The organism is Zobellia galactanivorans, assembly GCF_000973105.1.
GTDB lineage: Bacteria > Bacteroidota > Bacteroidia > Flavobacteriales > Flavobacteriaceae > Zobellia > Zobellia galactanivorans.
On the sequence record NC_015844.1, the window covers coordinates 562,670 to 581,601 of the forward strand.

At 37.7% G+C, this 18,932-nt stretch carries 22 protein-coding genes; 18 read left to right on the top strand and 4 right to left on the bottom strand.

The features are described from left to right. Nucleotide 1 precedes the first annotated feature (1 nt). From ZOBGAL_RS22540 to ZOBGAL_RS02065, 18 genes are all read left to right on the top strand, one after another. Nucleotides 2-877 carry a hypothetical protein gene (locus ZOBGAL_RS22540; protein WP_013991818.1) on the top strand — a complete coding sequence of 292 codons (876 nt, stop codon included), beginning with the start codon at nucleotides 2-4 and terminating at the stop codon, nucleotides 875-877. Nucleotides 878-885: 8 nt separating this feature from the next. Beyond that, nucleotides 886-1,083 (top strand): hypothetical protein, encoded by a 198-nt coding sequence (locus ZOBGAL_RS23270; RefSeq protein WP_148560682.1) that lies wholly within the window; start codon nucleotides 886-888, stop codon nucleotides 1,081-1,083. A gap of 450 nt (nucleotides 1,084-1,533) precedes the next feature. After that, entirely contained in the window at nucleotides 1,534-1,689 is a 156-nt protein-coding gene (locus tag ZOBGAL_RS23485) for a hypothetical protein (RefSeq protein WP_158499708.1), read from the top strand. A 153-nt stretch (nucleotides 1,690-1,842) separates the two neighbouring features. After that, complete coding sequence (locus tag ZOBGAL_RS01995; RefSeq protein ID WP_013991821.1) at nucleotides 1,843-2,769, top strand: hypothetical protein; 927 nt, start codon at nucleotides 1,843-1,845, stop codon at nucleotides 2,767-2,769. 416 nt (nucleotides 2,770-3,185) lie between these two features. Beyond that, the gene (locus tag ZOBGAL_RS02000) at nucleotides 3,186-3,782 is read left to right on the top strand and encodes a hypothetical protein (RefSeq protein WP_148560683.1); all 597 of its coding nucleotides are present in this window, start codon (nucleotides 3,186-3,188) and stop codon (nucleotides 3,780-3,782) included. Between the two features lie 99 nt (nucleotides 3,783-3,881). Further along, nucleotides 3,882-4,436 (top strand): hypothetical protein, encoded by a 555-nt coding sequence (locus ZOBGAL_RS02005; RefSeq protein WP_013991823.1) that lies wholly within the window; start codon nucleotides 3,882-3,884, stop codon nucleotides 4,434-4,436. Nucleotides 4,437-4,502: 66 nt separating this feature from the next. Next, a complete protein-coding gene (locus tag ZOBGAL_RS02010) occupies nucleotides 4,503-5,333 on the top strand; it encodes a hypothetical protein (RefSeq protein WP_013991824.1) in 831 nt (276 codons plus the stop codon). A 15-nt stretch (nucleotides 5,334-5,348) separates the two neighbouring features. Then, a complete protein-coding gene (locus ZOBGAL_RS02015; protein ID WP_013991825.1) occupies nucleotides 5,349-5,867 on the top strand; it encodes a hypothetical protein in 519 nt (172 codons plus the stop codon). 122 nt (nucleotides 5,868-5,989) lie between these two features. Further along, on the top strand, nucleotides 5,990-6,373 hold the full coding sequence (locus ZOBGAL_RS02020) for a hypothetical protein (protein ID WP_148560684.1): 384 nt from the start codon (nucleotides 5,990-5,992) through the stop codon (nucleotides 6,371-6,373). Nucleotides 6,374-6,438: 65 nt separating this feature from the next. Beyond that, nucleotides 6,439-7,053, top strand: coding sequence for a hypothetical protein (locus ZOBGAL_RS02025; protein WP_013991827.1), 615 nt, complete (start codon nucleotides 6,439-6,441; stop codon nucleotides 7,051-7,053). Between the two features lie 57 nt (nucleotides 7,054-7,110). Next, nucleotides 7,111-7,797, top strand: a complete 687-nt coding sequence (locus tag ZOBGAL_RS02030) for a hypothetical protein (RefSeq protein ID WP_013991828.1) — start codon at nucleotides 7,111-7,113, stop codon at nucleotides 7,795-7,797. A 143-nt stretch (nucleotides 7,798-7,940) separates the two neighbouring features. Next, the gene (locus tag ZOBGAL_RS02035; protein WP_013991829.1) at nucleotides 7,941-8,378 is read left to right on the top strand and encodes a lipocalin family protein; all 438 of its coding nucleotides are present in this window, start codon (nucleotides 7,941-7,943) and stop codon (nucleotides 8,376-8,378) included. A gap of 320 nt (nucleotides 8,379-8,698) precedes the next feature. Next, nucleotides 8,699-9,094, top strand: a complete 396-nt coding sequence (locus ZOBGAL_RS02040; RefSeq protein WP_013991830.1) for a DUF3592 domain-containing protein — start codon at nucleotides 8,699-8,701, stop codon at nucleotides 9,092-9,094. A 422-nt stretch (nucleotides 9,095-9,516) separates the two neighbouring features. After that, a complete protein-coding gene (locus tag ZOBGAL_RS02045) occupies nucleotides 9,517-10,515 on the top strand; it encodes a hypothetical protein (protein WP_148560685.1) in 999 nt (332 codons plus the stop codon). A gap of 11 nt (nucleotides 10,516-10,526) precedes the next feature. Further along, nucleotides 10,527-11,087, top strand: a complete 561-nt coding sequence (locus ZOBGAL_RS02050; RefSeq protein ID WP_013991833.1) for a LemA family protein — start codon at nucleotides 10,527-10,529, stop codon at nucleotides 11,085-11,087. After that, nucleotides 11,071-11,457 carry a hypothetical protein gene (locus ZOBGAL_RS02055; RefSeq protein WP_013991834.1) on the top strand — a complete coding sequence of 129 codons (387 nt, stop codon included), beginning with the start codon at nucleotides 11,071-11,073 and terminating at the stop codon, nucleotides 11,455-11,457. Before ZOBGAL_RS02050 ends, ZOBGAL_RS02055 begins: the two co-directional genes overlap by 17 nt. A 108-nt stretch (nucleotides 11,458-11,565) precedes the next feature. After that, the gene (locus ZOBGAL_RS02060) at nucleotides 11,566-12,354 is read left to right on the top strand and encodes a hypothetical protein (protein WP_013991835.1); all 789 of its coding nucleotides are present in this window, start codon (nucleotides 11,566-11,568) and stop codon (nucleotides 12,352-12,354) included. Nucleotides 12,355-12,534: 180 nt separating this feature from the next. After that, complete coding sequence (locus ZOBGAL_RS02065) at nucleotides 12,535-12,804, top strand: hypothetical protein (RefSeq protein ID WP_013991836.1); 270 nt, start codon at nucleotides 12,535-12,537, stop codon at nucleotides 12,802-12,804. A gap of 145 nt (nucleotides 12,805-12,949) precedes the next feature. On the opposite strand, the gene ZOBGAL_RS02070 is transcribed toward ZOBGAL_RS02065, so the two are convergent. From ZOBGAL_RS02070 to ZOBGAL_RS02085, 4 genes are all read right to left on the bottom strand, one after another. Further along, complete coding sequence (locus ZOBGAL_RS02070) at nucleotides 12,950-13,915, bottom strand: DUF4138 domain-containing protein (RefSeq protein ID WP_158499709.1); 966 nt, start codon at nucleotides 13,913-13,915, stop codon at nucleotides 12,950-12,952. Nucleotides 13,916-14,649: 734 nt separating this feature from the next. Further along, nucleotides 14,650-15,225 carry an RbsD/FucU domain-containing protein gene (locus tag ZOBGAL_RS02075; RefSeq protein ID WP_013991838.1) on the bottom strand — a complete coding sequence of 192 codons (576 nt, stop codon included), beginning with the start codon at nucleotides 15,223-15,225 and terminating at the stop codon, nucleotides 14,650-14,652. A gap of 6 nt (nucleotides 15,226-15,231) precedes the next feature. Further along, entirely contained in the window at nucleotides 15,232-18,003 is a 2,772-nt protein-coding gene (locus tag ZOBGAL_RS02080; RefSeq protein WP_013991839.1) for a GH116 family glycosyl hydrolase, read from the bottom strand. Nucleotides 18,004-18,038: 35 nt separating this feature from the next. Further along, entirely contained in the window at nucleotides 18,039-18,890 is an 852-nt protein-coding gene (locus ZOBGAL_RS02085; RefSeq protein WP_013991840.1) for a hypothetical protein, read from the bottom strand. Nucleotides 18,891-18,932: the final 42 nt, after the last annotated feature.

An 18,932-nucleotide genomic window follows, 5' to 3' on the forward strand; every position in this document is an offset into this window, starting at 1 on the left:
AATGGAAGAATTAAAATCTAGCTTTGATAGAAAAATAACCCACAAAACCTACCCTACTCAAAGAAAAAAAAATGCTTTTTTAGCAGGTTATTTGCCTTTTGAAATCATGGAGACTCCTTTAGATTTCAGAAAAGAATACACTGGTTCTAAATCAAAACACAATTACATATTATGTAATAATACTTTTCTTGTAAGGAAGGAATCTAAATATTTAGGACCCATTATTTTTGGAGCAATATCCATTTTTTTAATGATTAGTTCTTTATTAATATGGTATAAAGAACATTTTTGGGACACTTCAGAATTGATAATGTTTATTATCTCTTCATTAGTATTATTTAGTGTTATTATTTATATGATAACAATTCCACAAAAACTTCTTATTCTGAACAGGAAAAGTTCAGTAATCACTTTTTCTGGAGTTCTATGGGCTAAAGCTATAACCATGCCTTTGCAAAATATTAGATTAATATATGCGGGTGGAGCTGCAGGGTCTCCCTCTCCTGATCGTTTAAATGCTATTCGTCCAAATAAAGTAGGTACTTTTTATACTTTCCATTTTGGTGGTAATTACTTTCAAGAACTTTCCTTTTTAATATGGTATATGGACAAAAACAGACCACTGCCACCTGGCAATGCTTTTGATGCATACCGTAAAGCAGATTATAAACGCAGAAAGGAAGAAGGTTTCCCCCCTCCTATTTTCAGAAGCTTTATACCTACACGCGAGTATAAACACAAGTGGCAAAAAGAACGGGACAAACATTGGAAAGACATCATCGAAACCGATCAAAAAGGAAACCGAGTACACCGCATATGGCAATCCGCAGAAAATGTAGAACGCCATGGCGAATGGAAACCTGTGGTACCACAATAAATTAAAAAATGGAAGAATTAAAATCTAGCTTTGATAGAAAAATAACCCACAAAACCTACCCTACTCAAAGAAAAAAAAATGCTTTTTTAGCAGGTTATTTGCCTTTTGAAATCATGGAGACTCCTTTAGATTTCAGAAAAGAATACACTGGCACTAAATCAAAACCCCCGCTAGCGCTCGTTTGCAACGAGTGCCCTACAGAGTAAGCCGTATGCTATACAAATAACGCTAAACAATAAAACCTACCTATATTTCCAGATAGGTTTTCGTATTTTTAAACAATGAGCAGAAAATACAAATTTCATAATCCAACAACTGCATATTTTGTTTCTTTTGCTACTGTATATTAGAAAGTATTATTACTGATTTTGTTAGTAATTCAATAGGTTGGAAATATAGTAGCGCTAAAAACTTTGCAGAGGATCATACTATATTAACAATTGACGATATTGGTTTCTAGAATAAAAAATAACTGGGACGGCACTCGTTGCAAACGAGCGCCAGCGGGGGGGACCAGTGATTTCAAGTTTAGAGACACCTTCCATAAACAGAAAGATTTCACCCGGTTTAAATCCATCATTTACCTAACCATCCCCTACCGGGACAGGGAATATGAATTCTCAACGACCCTCCCTATAGACCAAACCACCCTGAGGATGAGATTATATCTGCAAAAAAAACTACGCGCATATATACAATGGTGCTACGACGATGATGATAGCCCCAACGAAATCCAGTTTCTATTAGATTTCAGGTTTATGAACGAGGACGAAGTCACTTTGGTCCCGACCGATTATTACAGAGTAGATTGATTCTTGACCGGAAAGGCCATCGAGGGCGTTCAAAAAGTAGTCGACGGGATAATTTTATCGACCTTTGGTGCGGTAAAAATAAATTATTATATAGGTTTGATAGTAGGTACCGGGCTATCGGGACCCGAAATAGAACTGTTCAAATTCTGAGAAATGAAACATATATTATTATTACTGTTGCTCTGCGCGGTAAATTGCAAGCCACAAGACAAGAAAAAAGCTGATAGCACTATCAAAAAGACGGAAAAACAATACTCCATGGACACTAAAGAACTATTTTATGCCATATCCCTACAAATAGATGTTCCTTTTGAACTCTATCTGAACGATATACCACTTGCCAAGGAATATTCCATGTCAAGAAAAATTATGGGCATCGATATCAACCCCTACCTTTTATCCAATGGTAGCCACTCGTTAAAAGCTAGGTTTCTTGCCCCTACTGATGGTTCCGGAGAAACTGTATCCAATAACGATTTAAAAAACAGTTTTCTAAAGCTCGTCTCTTATGAAAAGCAGACAGAACCGGATATGGGCAGGGTCAAAAACTATAAAGTACTTCAAGAACTGCCCTTGACGATACCAAATATTAAAATCCCAATGATAGAACAAGAATGGAATATTGAGATTACCGACCTACCCTATGAGCTGGAGGGCTGGAGCAACAGCCAAGACCTTAGATCGATGGACAGGGAGGAACTGGAGAAAGAGGTCTTCGGTTTTTTTGAGGAAATAAAAGATAAGCTTCATAATGGAGATGTAGAGGGTTACTTGGAAATGAACGAAAACAAAGACGCAGAAATAAGAATCTGCACCTATGACGAAGACAACTTAAACTGGTATAGCTCTTCCGAACGAAAAAATGAACTACTAAACGACTGTCAGGGGAACATGTGGCCAATAAACCCGAAGGATTATGTAATGAAAATTTATGCGAATGGCAAATTGGCCACCATAGAGCGAGTGGAAAAATTTAAGGGTGAATGCCTAATCGCCGAAACGGATACCGATTATTGGTATTATAATTTCTTTATTCATAAGCCCATCGGCAAGGACGAATTCGAGATTATCAGAAAATAACATCAAGGATAAAAAACTGAATTTATTTTGATTTTATTAGAATAAACCTAAGACTATAATATACAGCACCCCATCACAAAAGCTATTTAATTTAAAGTATTAAATAGCTTTTGTTTTTTAGGTGTCGGAAAGGTTACGAACAAAGCAAACCCTACAACGCTCGCTCCCTGAGCATACTAAAAACAGGATGGAACGGTTATAATGGAAACGGGATCGGGAAAAACGGGCACATGCCTACCAAGAGGCGGGCATTATTTTAAGACAGTTCCCTGATGTTTAATCAAGAAAGAGACTTGTTACTCGTTTTGGTTCTGTACAAAAGCCGCCCTGTTAATTGGGAAGGAACTCTACAATCGCATTGGAAAAAAAGATTACTACTTAAATTAAGAAACTCAAATATGCGCATAATAAAATTCATGAGCCTAGTAATATTGTTTTCTTGCTCTAGTTGCTCAAATAATCTTAATCTGGCAAACATAAACTTTGATGCTAATTTTGAAAAAACCATTTCATCGTTCAAAATTGAAGAAAAAAGAGAAATCAACCTTAAATCGGACTTCAAATTTGCGAGAATCGAGCCACTTGACCATCTGGAGGAAAATAGAAACAACATAATTTATAGTTATTTTATTTCCCCAAAAGAAAATCAAATTACCTATAACGGCATACAATTAGGAGATGATATAGTCGAAATAAGAACAGTAAATGATAAACCCATCGGTTTTCGATGTAGCACCTCTTCAACTGAAAATACCCAAGAACTTCTTGCTGCCCTAGAACAGAAATATGGGATTGGAAAACTCATTTATAATTTCAAAGGAACCCAGTACTATATTTGGGAAAGCGATAATAAAATAATCGAGTTCAATAAGTTTAGTACATCAGAAGGTACTGCCAAAGAGGCTGAACAAGGTATGCTAATAATACTAAAGACAAGTGCATTAAAGAAAGGTCAATGGCCAATTTACAAGCCATATCTAGATAAAGTTAAAATGCCGGATATAAGGGATTAAAATTATATTTATTGGATGTCCTTTTTTTACAGATTACAGTGTACTGGTAATTCTTGTACTTTCGAAATTAAAACTGACTAAAACCCTAAAACCAAAAACATGTACCTGAGATTGATACCCCTGTTGTTTTTTATGGGATGCGGTAACCAAAACATCATAGACTTTTCCAAAATCGGCTTTGAAGAAAACGTTGCTCCCATAATTGCTTCCCTTACCATTGAGAACAGTTATCCCACCGATGCGGATAATAGGATTTGGAATTATTTTATCAATGCAAAAGAAAAAGGGGTATCCTACGCCAGTATTAAATTTGATGAAGGCGTAGAATTGGGTGTTATAGACGATTATTTAAAAGGCTATAAAGGTGTTGTCAGCGGTTCTAACAAATCCAATGACCTATTGGCCCAATTAACAAAAAATTACGGAAAGGGTAAACTTGTGTATTCCGATGGAGATAAAACCCAAGCTTACATATGGCATAAAGACGATATTATCGTTCATTATTTAATAGGGGTTTCCAATTTAGAAAAAGAGGAGACAAAATCAATAAGCGGCGCACTAACTGTAGTTAGCAAAAAAGCTTTGGAGCAAGGCCTATGGCAATATAGCAAAGGCCTATTAAGCTTAATCGATATTCCGGACCTAAGAGAATGATTAAGTTATACCCGATGACGAGGAACGATTTGCGAAATAGTATTTATTATAGTAATACAATAATTTATGCAACATAATTTTTTAAAGCCCTATTATTCCTTATACCAAAGGTTTGGATGTTCTGGTGAACTATATGTGAACGACGTATTGGTATACAGCTTTTTTGGAGACCAGACACAGGAAGGTGGTTCTACCGGGGCAGTGCCTATCAACAATGTGATTTTAGAAAGTGGCAAATATAAAGTCGTAGGCAAAATGCTTCCTAGATATGGTAAAAAAGCCATTACGGAAGAAGAATATATGTCTCTTGACTTTCATGTAGCCGAGACCGAAGGGCCATTGGGGACAATGAAAAAAACAAGGTATAAATTTCACCCCCGTATAGAACAACCTTGGGATGGCCTTAGCGAAAATATTAATTATCCTGTATTTGAAATATCAACAAAAATAGAAGTTGAATTACCTTTTGTTCTTGATGGTTGGCAAAACTCGGTCGACCTCTCAAAAATTAAAGAAGAAAAACTTTTTGAAGAGGTTTTTGCCTTTTATAACCAACTATATTTAGTGATGGAATCTCATAATGCGGGAAAATATTTAGAACTTTCCAAAGAAAAAATGAGATTGCAAGAGCAAGCCTTTTACTTTTCCGAAGAACGAAAAGCGAATTTTCAAAAAGGAGCCATGCAAATTTTTGGACAAAAATTGCAAATGCTGCCCATGAAAAAAGATGAACTTCGCGTTCAGGTCATGGGACACGGTAAACTAGTGCGTCTGGTACGCCTTGATGGTACGGAAGCCCTTAAGTTCAAAAGTCCAGACCCAGAGAGCCAAGGCGATATTGAATTTGAAGTAAAGCTTCACAAACGGGATCTTTCAAAAGGATTCTCTATCATATAGTTAGCTCTTAGAATTATGAGAAATCTACAATATGAATTTTTGGATCCCTTCATGGAAAAGGAACTTGTAAAAGAAGGAATCTCCAAAAAACAAGTTTTAGCCGATTTTGAAAAAATAAATTGGCACAAACTGGTGATAGAATCCTTCTCTGGAAACCAAGATGGAAATACGAAAAAAAAAGAGGCAGACCCGAGAAACGATTTTTGGTATTTCAACATCTCCTACTCCGATGTAAAACATCAAAAATCACAACTATTAATTGTGCCCAACTTTGCAATTAACGATTCTTTTTTGGAAAACGATTTGCGGTTTTCGCTTGAATATAGCAGACCGAAAATGGTGGAGGTACCCAAATGGAAACAATTTTTCGGAAGTGCCGATAAAAAACTTGTGACCGATTTCTCAACCTGCATAAGGGAAATTAACTTTATCGACACAAGGGATTTACTTGTTCATTTTCTGGATGGGGAAAATAGAATTCTTGAAAACAGGATAACTGAAACCGGTCCATTATTTTTAAACCGTTTTGATTAATAAAACTATTCATGAAACGAAGACAATTTATCGAAAGTACCTTGGTTACAATTATAGGTCTCTGTTCCCCTCCCCTTTTGGCAAGTTGCTCCAAAAAAGGTAATATTCATTTAAATACCCTTATGGGCAAAGGAGAAAAATTACTTCAGGAATTTCCCCATCAAGGAGATCAATATTTTTCATTCTACATACTTGAGCCGGGTGATTTTGTTCACCCCAATATAAAAGGAGACAAAGCCTATGTTTATTGTGAAAATGGTAAGATTGTAGGATACACCATTACTTCTGAAAAGATTGAGGAAAAACAAAAATGGCAGGAACATTCAAAACAAATGTATGGTGTCGGAAAAAAAATCTATAAGAATGATTACGGCATGTCGCAACAATGGCAAAACGAAAAACTAAAAATCACCCTAAGTTCATCTGGAAACCAAAGAGAAAATATTGATGATAAGGTGTTTTATAGCGAGGTTCTTTCCTCAAGTAATATTATACTGGCAAATTAACGGCTTTCGTAATCAGTGAGTCTTTCCTACTATCGAATTAAGCTAGTGAGCAAACAACTGAATCAATGACCTACTTGCTAATCCCCATATTATTGGCCTCAATCTTAAGTTTTCTTTTTCTGAAGAAAAAAAAATCCCGGAATAAGACCAGTATAGCCTTTAAAGGCTTTACTTTTTTATGGGTGAATATGGTCTTTTTACTACTTTTTTATTTAACTCCAGAATTGGTAAAAACTGGCTACGCCTTCATTACCTATCCCAGGTACGAGGCCGAAATAATTGACCTAAAAAGTGAATCTAGTTGGATAAACAGAAGCGGAAGCAGGCGTAGGGTTCTTATGCACACCCCAATTGTTAGTTTTAAACTGGAAAATAGTACGGCACACCTTAAAATGCCATTGGACATAGCATCGTCGGAAAGACCTGAAATTGGCAGTATTAGAGAGGTTGCCTATAAGAACAACGTCATATACGAAATCTCCAAAAAGGGGTATCTCTTTTTGGCAGGCACTGTCTTACTGTGCATCCTCTTGTTCTACCCTATTCTCTATTTGATATTTGTTATAATTGGCAAAGACACCGGATATCTTAAAAAAACAGGAGTCAAGGGTTTTGTTTATTTTGCACTTTTAACCATTATTACCTTCGCTATCATTCTGTTTAATGGAATAAAAGGATAATGGGATAGATGAAATATTTAGGCCCATTAGATGTAATAATTAAAAGATAATCTAGCTATGCAACAGAAAACTATATTTCTGATTTTCCTGATTGTTATCTCATTAAATATAAGCTGTCAAACTAAAAAGCAAACAGGTGACGATAAAACAGTAGACCCTACCAATATGAAAATTGATATATTAAAAATTAATTTCTCAACTGACTTTGGTAAACTTTTAAAAACGGCTGATTTTAAAGTCAAAGAAAGTGAATTCTCCGAATATATAAAGGCTGAACGGACTACAAATGTTAACTTGTTTAAATTGGGCGATATTGAACTTTTATCTACTTATGAAATCAATGGCGTCAAAATCCCTAATGATAGTTATATTTCATTAAGCAGGCAAAATGGAGATAGCGATTTAATAGAAACATTACACTTAAGATATAATTTTATTGGTGATAAAGACTTAATCTTTAATGAACTTAAAAAGCTATTAGGAGCTGCAGAAAATCTAAATAATGATGAATCTATAAATGCACTCAAAGAAAAAGAAAATTTCATTTGGAGAGGTATTGGCGATAATCGTTCTCTAATCTTATCTCAATTTACCGATGGTTCGGCAATTGGCGTAGGAGATGTTGATTCTCGGCGAATAAATTCAGTTCTCATCTATATAATTGATGGAAAATCTGAAATAAATTACCCTAATGGACAGAAAGAAAAAATAATCGAGCGATTAGAAAATAGATTTTCCCGATAGCATCATTAAATCAAAATTCTAATTTTAAAAACACGAATGACCAAGCTGCACTTCCATAAAAATACAAATTTTCCAATTTACGCTAATCTGTAAATTCGCACTCTATTTAAATTGTAATATTGCCGTAATTAACTACTATTAAAATGAAAAAATCACTTTTGTTTACATTAGCGTTTTTATTTCTTTCTTGTAGTGATTCGGACACGGACTCTGATGATGATTTATTAAATAAAAATGCAGAATTGTTAGTGGGTAAGTGGGCTTATTCATCTAGTCGCATAAATGGAGTTATAAATAATCAGTTTAAACATTCTGGCGAAGCTTGTCCAGGTTTTAAACCAGATTATATCCAGTTTACCGAAAACGGAAGATACATACAGTTTGCCTTTTTAAATTGTGAAGAAGAGTTTGTTGTTGATAAATTATACCAATTGAAAGGAGATACCATTTACATAACAAATGAAGAGACAGGTAATAAAGTTTTTAACAGTACAATATTAGAAGTAACCCAAAGTACACTAATACTAAGAACCGAAATTCCTGATATTGTTCTCGAAGAAGGTTTTAAAAAAATTGAATAAGACCCTCGCTAGCGATCGTTAACGAGTGCCATACGGAGTAAGAAACAACAAGAAATAAAGAAAGCAGAGAACCACTACAATTCATATTGCAGTGGTTTTTTATTACAGAGTATTATACAGTTTCACTAACCCAAAAAATGTTCGATTTTCATGTAGAAAAAAGACAAAACTTAAGAATTGAATATCCTAATTACAGAAAAATATGTAAACTTGCTATCGGGAATTCCTATAAATTTTCGTTTAGGTATTAAACATCTATCGAATGAAGAAAAGCCGTTAAAAACGAAGCTATCTCGAACATAATTCAATGAACATTACATATGAAATCAATCTTGCTTAGTGTATTATTTCTAGTATCGCCCTTTCTTCTTATGGCTCAGGATGCCACTGAAAACTGGGTCGAAACAGAGGCTACCATTCTTGAAGTTCACAATAAGGTCAAGGCGAAAAGCACTAGGGCTTTTGCCATGGTATCTTTTACCGCCAATGATGGCAATCAATATGAAACCCAAGTGGAACTGCTGGCCATTCCGATATTCGGCACTACTAAGGCCGTCAACGATAAGATTACCATCTTGTACAACCCCGAGACACCGCAATTGGCCAAAACGCCATCAAAATCTTTTATCGAGTCTTATGCCATGTACCTATTGATCGGTGCGGGAATTATATTCAGCTTTTTCAACCTCAAAAAAGCATGGGCAAAGCGCCAATAATATGCCTAAAAGCCATAAAGGGCACTAAGTCCAAGAGTTCAGCGATATCGATACCCACCCCAAAATTCAGCTCCTTTTTAATTTTAGGTTTCGGTGGAGAAATCAATCACTTTGATTCCTAGCACTTATAAAGTAATTGTGAATCGAGTAGGCCTTGACATCAAATCAATTATGACAAAATAGTATAAACTCCGAAACATATAGGCTTTGTAGATTTTATATGTCACTTTTTTGCCCTCTTTTATAGCTTGCTACATCTTATATCCTATAAGTACACCCGTTATTAGAAATGTCATTTCGACAAATAGTCGCTTTTTTAATAATTTATGTAATCAACCTTTCGTTACTACAATAGAAAATAAAACAAGTCCGTGCTGGAAACCTTCAGAGTAGATACCATAGATACCCCGATAATCATTTTTATGGTATTATTTTCAAGTGCTTTCGGCATCTTTTATTTCTTGGTATTAAACGGTATTTATAAGATTACCGTTAAACCGGGCTGGCCTTTATTCGCCGTTCCCCCTGCCGTGGTCTTGATTACGGCTTTTTTCGATCCTGGTTACGTTCTCTTCGCTTGCTTGGTCAATTTCCCCCTTCTTTTGCTCCTTATGATCTTCGGAGGGATATATAAATCAATTCGTAAAAAGGAATCACTCTTAGGTATTTTTCTTTTTTTATTGGGAATGCCCCTAATAATGCTCACATGGCCTTGGGGTATTTTTCTGTTGTTTGCCGTTCCTCTTTTCTTGGATATCGTTAAACCTAGTAAGAAGAATATCTTTTACGATTTACAAGGCACCCTCGCCACCTCCAAGGTACGTTCAATGGCCATGGGCTTGGTAGAAATTTCCGGAAAAACCAGAATGCTCGACCCCGTAATATCTAGAATAAAAAAAGAACCCTGCATCGGATATGTGTATAAAATCGACACGATCAGTAGGGACAAGGATGGCAAAAAAAGCTATACCAACATCTCCATGGAGACCCAATGCAATACCTTTGAAATAGCCGATGATACGGGTACGGCGACCATTAAGGGAGAAGATATAAGTATATTGAATTTTCCCGAATCGGAACACAGTTATGAATCCAATAGCAGACGTTATCAGCTATTTTTATTAAAAGAAGGCATGGATGTACTCTTGGTAGGTAAGGCTACCAACAGGGGACAGCAAGTGTTCATAGAAAAAGAACCTTCGAAAGACATCTTCGCAATCGCCCCCTTTGATTATGTTCAACGTTGGAACGTCTTACGACCGCTACGTAATTCGCTTATAAGACATTTTATATTTTTAATCGCGATAATCAGTATTATACTACTTTGCGATATAGATATATCGGGTGAAAAGGTAATCGTAAGGTTTACTTCTCTTTTTAAGGCGTTTGACCTAAAACAATTTTTACCATTTGAATTTTAATACATAAAAATATGAACCACATTATCTTAATTATAGTACTGGCCCTGATTTTGGTTTACATCGTTTCCAGCGGCGTTAAGATCTACAACCGCCTGGTGATGTTCAACCAGAACGTCGACAAGAACTTCGCCAATATCGACGTCCTCTTAAAACAGCGTGCCGAGGAGATTCCCGAGCTGGTAAAAATCGTCAAAAAGTATATGGAATACGAAGAAGGCCTGCTCACCAAGGTGACCGAATTGCGAACGAGGTATTTGAACGCTTCCAATAACGACAACAAGGTAAAGGCCGCCAATGAATTGAACAAGGCCTTTGCGAATATATTGGCGGTTTCGGAGAACTACCCCGATGTAAAGGCCAATTCCTCCTTCCTATCCCTACAGCAAAGGGTATCGGAGCTCGAAGACCACTTGGCCGACCGGAGGGAACTTTACAACGACAGCGTCAACCTGTACAATATAGGCATCAATGAATTTCCCGCCCTGTTATTGGCCAAACCCATGGGATACGGTAAAAAACAACTATTGCAGATTTCCGAAAAAGAAAAACAGTACGATGGAGTTCAGTTTTGAGTATGTTGATTTTCTAAAAGGAATCAACAACAATATTGCTATTATTCAATCCTTGGCGTATATCGGTATTTTGGTATTGTATATACCCTACAGGTTCTTGATTAGCCTCTTCAAACAAGCACCCGATGGCAAAATGAACATCCTGGGCCTACTCTATTTCATTGCTACATGGTTCCTCGGTGCTATCATCATTGGTATTATGCAGTACAATGACCAAGCAACGCTGAAATTGTTTTTAGTTTGGGCCGCTATAGCCTTCGTTAACCTCATATTTATTTTGACCAATCATTCCCTCTTGTACAAGATTTATCAAACTAAAGTAAACTACCTCGGTGCAAGCCCGCGAGGCATTAAAAGGAATACACCTTGATTTTGAGGCAAGCTTCGGAACATTTAATCTCGATTATCGAGTAAAAGAAATAAGGAATGAGTCGCTTTTTCGGACTCATAAAACCTCCGATACCCAAAAATATATTCTATGTCTCTTTATGCATCTCTTTTTATTTTCAGCAGTCTTCTCGGCTTGGTATTGGGCTGGGGCATCATAAGCCGACGCAAAACAAAGAACAAAGGGGAAAAGTCAGGTTGTTCCGCAATTTATATCTTTATCCTGACCGTCATTATTTCAAACCTTGCTATTCCGTTTACACTCATTATACCCCACTCTTTCTTCCCCCTTTTTACAGGAAATAAAATGGAGGTTCCCATTGTTTTTGAAGAAATGCATTACGATACCGTTAAGGACAGTGATGGCCATGAGCGAGAAGTAGCAATGTTTACCCCCATTGTAGAAATTGAATTGGACAACGGACGAAAACTGGAGCGCAAACTCGACTATAGCTCTGGGGATAGAGCAAAAATAGGAAGCAATATTACCATCTACTACGATGCCAAAAACGACAAAGTACTTACCCTCGGAATAATTTCTGTTGCAACAAAACTCGTGGCTTGGCTTACTTGTATCTGGTTATTGGCACTATTATGGGCGGGATACAATTACGCCATAGGAAAACCAACTGCCAGGCCCAAGAATATTTTGGGCATTTTGGGACTCAAGCTTATCATACCCTTGATGATGCTAGGTTTTACTTTAGGACTCTTAAGTTATTTGTACAAGAGATGGATCCTCTTAGAAAACCCCGATGACCACCCCGATTGGCTACCCTTTCTGGTGCTGTTCTTTGTCGGTGGAATGCTCGTCGGTATTTGGGCTTATTCTTCGGCCATTTTCGGCTCTAAAGATCAAAACGCCGTAAAAAGAACGTAAACACTCCTTGGTAGCTGCCCCACCAATAGAAGAGAAAACGCAATTTTCAATTATAGTTTCCCTTACAAAAATCTACAAGAAACCATCAAACACAAATACTTGTTTTTCTATTAGGCATATGTACTAAACCATCAAACCCACCGTTACTTGTAAGAAATAATCTATAAATAAAATGTTAACATGAAAATCGTAAAAGTAAAAGGTTTCGTCTTACTACTATTCATAATTCTAGGAATTTCCTGCCAAGAAACCAAAGGATGGTCTGAAGATGATAAAAACGGATTTCTAAAGGGTTGCATTGGTGCAAACAATGGAAAAGTTTCCGAAGAAAAAGCAAATGAATTATGCTCTTGTATTCTTGACAAAATGATGGAAAACTATCCCACCATGATAGAATCACAAAAAATGGGTGTTGAAGATATTAAAGAACTAGCAGAGACTTGCCAATAAAAGAACACCTAATACCCTATATAGTTCACTTCCGACTAGCCACTCGTTTGCTACAAGTGGCTTTACCGGATGGGACCAAAAATATAAAAGCTAGGGAGTAAACTAAAACAAGCTTTGCCATACATTATATACCGCAGCTTATCGCTTATCTACCGCGCTTGATTTGCTGTGAGCTTAGCCCTAACATTACAGAGCGTTCCCTACCCCCGTCCTCTTCAAGCAATACATAAATATTTTGGCCTTTGCCCATAACAAAGTTTTTGCAAACAAATACAAGATGATTGTTACTGTGCGCAGGAATGGATTCTTGCAAATTGTAGATAAACAAATCCTTTATTTGTATTTCGCGGTTCCCTTCCAAGGATTTGATAAAGAATCTCAACGACTTTACCTTATAATCGCTCCAAGAATCATTTTTAACCTCTAATACAAAGTGTAGATCATCATGATCTTTTATTATATTGTTTAACTGTAGCCCGATTAAATTTACCGTATTGGAAATTTTTTTGAACTTAGATTTTTGCAAATAACTGTTTTCACAAAAAATCCGATAATAGCCCTCCCTATCCGAATCGTAAAGACTGCTTTCTATTGTTTCTGGGGTTTCCTCACTGGTTAGGTCGTTAGGTCTTAAATCAGCTTCTACCTTATTGTCAGTATCGTTATTTTCATTCGAAGATGGCTCCCCAAAGGTATCGGATTCGGCCTGTCCAACAGTTTGCTCCTCGACAGTTTGCTCCTCGACAGTTTGCTCCTCGACAGTTTCTTCGTCATGACTGGCTAGCCTTCCATTTGTGTTACTTACCTCAGCAACACTAGATTCATTCAATTTCCCAATAGCTTGATCCTTTGTCAGCACATAGGTAAAGCTATTGACCTCGTTATCATATTGAAGTAAAAACGAATAAATATATCCATTCTTGGTAATTACGGTGAGGTTACTGGTAGCCCCCTTCTTGGCTACGAGGGTCGCTATTTTTCCATTGGGTTCATACTCGAACTTATAGTGGGGAGCAGGTTCTACGACCTTTTTGATTTCCGAAGGAAAAAATAACGTAATCGTTATGCTTTCATTTACCGATACAGGTATGGGTAAATTACTTGCTTTCATTGCCACAGTAGTATATGCAATGAACAAAATGAAAAACATCCATTTCAATTTCATAAACAAGTAGGTTTTTAAGGTAATTTGGGATAACATACCTTGCCATTTAAACATACAGCCATACAAAAGTATCACCTCTGGTCCCGTTTACACAATTTTTTCGTTATCCTGATCAAAATAATTGTTTTACCGTTGGCAATGTTTGTACCCTTACCTAGTATTTCGCCCAAGTTCACTTCGTAGAAACCATTGTGGAGAGAATCCCGTTTCACTGTGAACCCACCTACCTATAATATCATAGTCGTATAAAATTGGATTGGTAACACTATATCTATAAAAGTGAAGAAACGGAGCGACTCTACTGGACAGGAAGAAGGCCTGAAATGGATTACCACCACCCTAGCCATTTAGAAACCTGCCCTTTAAAAATCTCGGGGCAAGGTGACATTGACCATCACAGCGCTTCCTCATATAGCCATACCATTTTATTTGGACCTCTCCCTACGAGTACATCAAAATGAATGAAAATAGCCCTGATTCCCTAGTTATGACCGGTACCTAAAGATGGGAGGAGGTCAAGTTTCCTATTGCTCTTTGATAAGAAACTCAACGAACTCAACTGAATTAAACAGAATATTTTTTTGCCCAGCGGCTATTTTAGAAAAACTACCTCTGAATCAATATTGGCATGAGGTTGAAACGCATTAATGTAAATTCAATCAATTTCGGTCATTATAATATTAATTGCCTTCCATTTTATCCCGCATCTGTTTCTCGGCCTCCGTATTCCAATACTTACAGTCCAATTGAAAGAAAACAGAAGTATATGGAATGGTAAAATCAGTCTTTATCACAAGGATCTTAAACTGTTCAGAAGCCTTGTCGAGCATGGTAATTATATCTTCATGGATAACTTTCTCCACGTTCTTCTGCCCAAGAACTCTATTTAAGGTTTCGCGATAATCCGTAATTCCAGGAGCTAAATCCTCATCTATATAATCTATTTCCTTATCCAAATAAACGTTAGGTTTAATATGCCTTTGTCCATCTATGATATTCTTAACCGATATTAGAGTTTCAACATGGCCCGCGGTACTCCTGAGCATCATAATGCCAGGACTGCTCTGTAACGGATAGGCCTCATCAACCACAACGATCCAATTGCGATGCCCCAAGAGCTTCACTTGATCTTGAAGTTCGTCTTCCCAATCTACCTTTACTACAGTAGTCTTCTCTGGTTTCGGGAGATTACAATTTGTTTCCCCGCAGGCTACCGTCAAACAAATAACAAGGGAAAGAATTATATATTTTTTCATTTTGTCTTATTTTAAATCGACGTTAAGAATATCGTTTGTATTCATTGTCAGCTTACTACTCAATGAAATTAAAACAGTGTTTCCTTGCTGTTCGTAGGAAGATTTTATGATTTTCCCGTTCAGTTTCACCGATACCCCATTTAATTCTTTGCCTTCAACAATATCTAGGGTGACGACATTAAGTTCGAGCTTGCCATAGGTAAGTAAGAGTGTGTTTGTCTGTGCTTTACCATATCTAACCTGTTTGAAAGTACCCCAGCCCTCGGCCGTGGAAAAAAAACTTTTAAAATTATCGGGATTTAGGCGAGGCTTAAAGCCTATGATTCCTTCCGGACCGTTATAGGTAAACCCGCTCAATGATAGGAGTACATTCCAAGAGTGCATGGCGCGTGAGTAGTGGTTGGAACCTTCTACTTCGTTCCACGGATTTCGTTTGGTTCCATTGTACCTGTCGTCTATAGAACGAATAGCTACAATAGCCTCTTCCAACAATCCCTCGTTAATCATATCGCAGGCTGCCTCGTATTCAAGTCCGGTCCATACATTGGTCTTGTCGTGTGTGTTCTCAAAAGATTTCGGCTTCTCCTTTGTCCACCCACCATTTATCATGGCCGCTTCACCTTTTGCGGCAAGAACCCGTGCGTTCGGCTTTTCAAAGTCATAAATAGTTGCAATATCGGGTGTCCAATTATATTTGAATATGCTTTTTGCGGCAATCTCACTTTTTTCAGGTGATAGAATATAGCCCAAACCAAGTTGGTTGGCCCAATTTTGTCCGAACAATTGTTGGGCATCGCAGGCCGTACCGGGAAAATAGCCCGATCGTCCCTCATTAAAGGCTTTGATATAACTTTGGGCGTTATCATCAATTTCGGAAGGTAATTTGAAACCATTCTTGATTCCTACATTCCCGTTAAGTCCAACCGGATAAAGGTGAATGTAAAACTCACCGTTCCACATTTCTTCGTTCATAAACTTTTGTCCAGATTCAAATAGTTTATGGTAACGACTGGCCAATTCAGGTTCTCCTTTCACCTTGGCCATCTCTTCTGCCGCCCGTAATGCGGCAAGGTATAAAGTGTTGTTATACGGATTGGGGCCGTACCACATGGGGTCCCAAAAGGTCTGTTCACCTTCCAATACCCCGTTTGGCTCTAGACCGATTTCGGCACCATCTTTAAAAATATGATATCCGATGGCCATTTTTACTTTCTCCCAAACCGTATCCAAGAATTCATTGTTCGGGGAATTTAAATGTTCACGATAAGCCTTTAATACATATCCACTCTGGGCATCTGAGGCGTAACTATGGGGAACTTCAGGCTTGTTTACCCCATATCCCCTAAAATTGATGCGCCCCGACGGACTGTATCCACTATATTTTTCGGTGCTATTAAAATCTTGGAGTAGGCGTACCGAGCGCTCCAATTCAGGAAATAGTTTGGAGATGGCGGCGACAAAATTGTACACATGGCCACAGGTTCCTTGGCAGAAACCTATCCCTTCATAGCCATACATTCTACCATTTTTCCAGATGGCAATATTTCCTGCGGCCAAAGTGGAGACCGGCATTGTAATACGGTTGGCCAACCAATAGGGCAAGGTATTGTCATTGTAAGTATCCCTAAATAGTTTTGTGTCGGCATAAAGTGTATTGAAGTTGCTTGCTACATATTTTGTAACATCGAACGAATTGGCATACCAGTTGTTGTAAATGTGCCCTACCCAGCCCGGTGCTTCGGCCATGGCATCTTTGTATCTTTTGCCGTTTTCATAGTAGTTAGGGAAATACCAACTCACTAGAAAGGTGATTTCCTTGGTTTGGCCTGACCTTAACGAGACGGTAGAACCTACACTCCCACTTATGGGATCTTCAGAAGAACTTCTTTTTTTCTTACTATCTTTTTCATTGGCATTGACCAATAAATCGGCTTTCTGATTTAAAACACTCAACGAAAACCCTCCCAATTGAGGATGTTTGGCCAAAACCGAATCATTGCTCATAGGTTGCATCTCAAAGGAAATACCTGAAACCCCTTTTGACCGAAGAGCCGTATTTACTTGTTTTACCTTGGAGGGCTGTGGAAACGCAATATTCTTGAGTTCGCCAATAATGGAAACATCAATTTTATCCTTACTTGTGTTTGTGATTTTATATTTCACTACAGTAACAGGGTTGGCAGAACTCCGAACACTTAATGGGACAAACGGAGAAAAAACTTCGGAACTGATTTCTATGGGAAGCCGGTCAGACTTTTTGCGATAATTCACTTGTGCTATAGGATACTCTCCAATGAATTGGATATCGTCAAAATCGTCTTTGTCCAGTTTTAACTCTTCGGAGATACCATTGGCCTGTTCTATACAAATCGTGAAAGTATTTTCAACTTTTGATTGGGGCTCCTCGGGATGTAAGTAGTTGTATCCCGTTGAAAGACCGTGTCCGCTATTGGGTTGCTGTTGCAAATTATACACAGACTCTGTAAACGCCAACCTGCCGTCTCCTGTTACATTTACTTGCCCGGAACCTATTCCTCCGCAAGGCATGGCAATATATTTAAGTTCATCTCCACTATAAACTTTTTGTTTTCCTTTTTCAAATAGGGATTCGACCCATTTTGGATTGAGGTTCTTTTCTAAGGGTATGTGAGGGCCTTGCTCTTCTTGTGATATAGCGGAGAAAGAAGAGAACGATACTACTAGGAGGAAAAAAATATCACACCAAATGGCTGTCTTTTTGGTGTTTTTAAGTCGATTGGCTGATATCAGATTAAACATAAGATGTTTCTTTATTTTACTAATGTTGTAAGGAGTTAATGTGTATGGGATAATGCTGGTGTCATCAATTGGTCATTGTGCCAATACCATGTAAACTGGCAAACTTCCGGCGGTCTCTGTGGAGCTCCCACCAATTCGGACCAGCTCCCCGTACTAAGTATTTTCTTTTCGGTATAATGGACGTGGTGAATGTGCGAAGTCTTTCCATCGGTGTACCATGATTCCCAAGGCCAATTGTCTGATTTGTGCATTGGAGGTAAGGCATAAATTACAGGGCCATCGGCAGCGAGTATATGAGGAATCACTACCCACCTAAACTGTTGGTATTTTTGTTGTAGGCCTAGTTCCATTGGTTCTATAAATGTTTTTTTAAAATCCAGCCCCAACCATTCCGATGCTATGTCTACCCTGGCCAATCGAAGCTGACTTTCCAAATCTTGAGTACTTTTTTTATGAAACCGAGGAGATAATGTTGATGTCTCTGACAATTTATACCATGGAACAATACCTCGTTTAAGAAGTTTTTTTACAGGATACTTTACCCATTCAGTTCTCGTGGGCTCGCCATTTATTAAAGACCAACGCTCCCATGGTGTCCAACCTAACTCTTCTTCAGGGGGCAATGCATTTATCATGGTCCCTCCATTTTCATCATAGCTTACGGACCAGCGGTAACGTCTGTAAGGATGGCCGACTTCAGTGGTCAAAGGACCAAATACCTCATTGAAATCAATTTTAAGGTCTAAACAGGCATCCCAAATTCCTGCGGCCCGAAATTGGTGCAGTAATTCAAAGTCCGTAGACCTTGAAAATGGGGTATTCTCCTGGGAAAACAGCATCAATAAGAGACTAAGTAAAAAGACAGAAGTAACTAGTATTCTCTTCATATTTAGCTATTCATAAAGGATATGTCCGTATTGGACATCTTA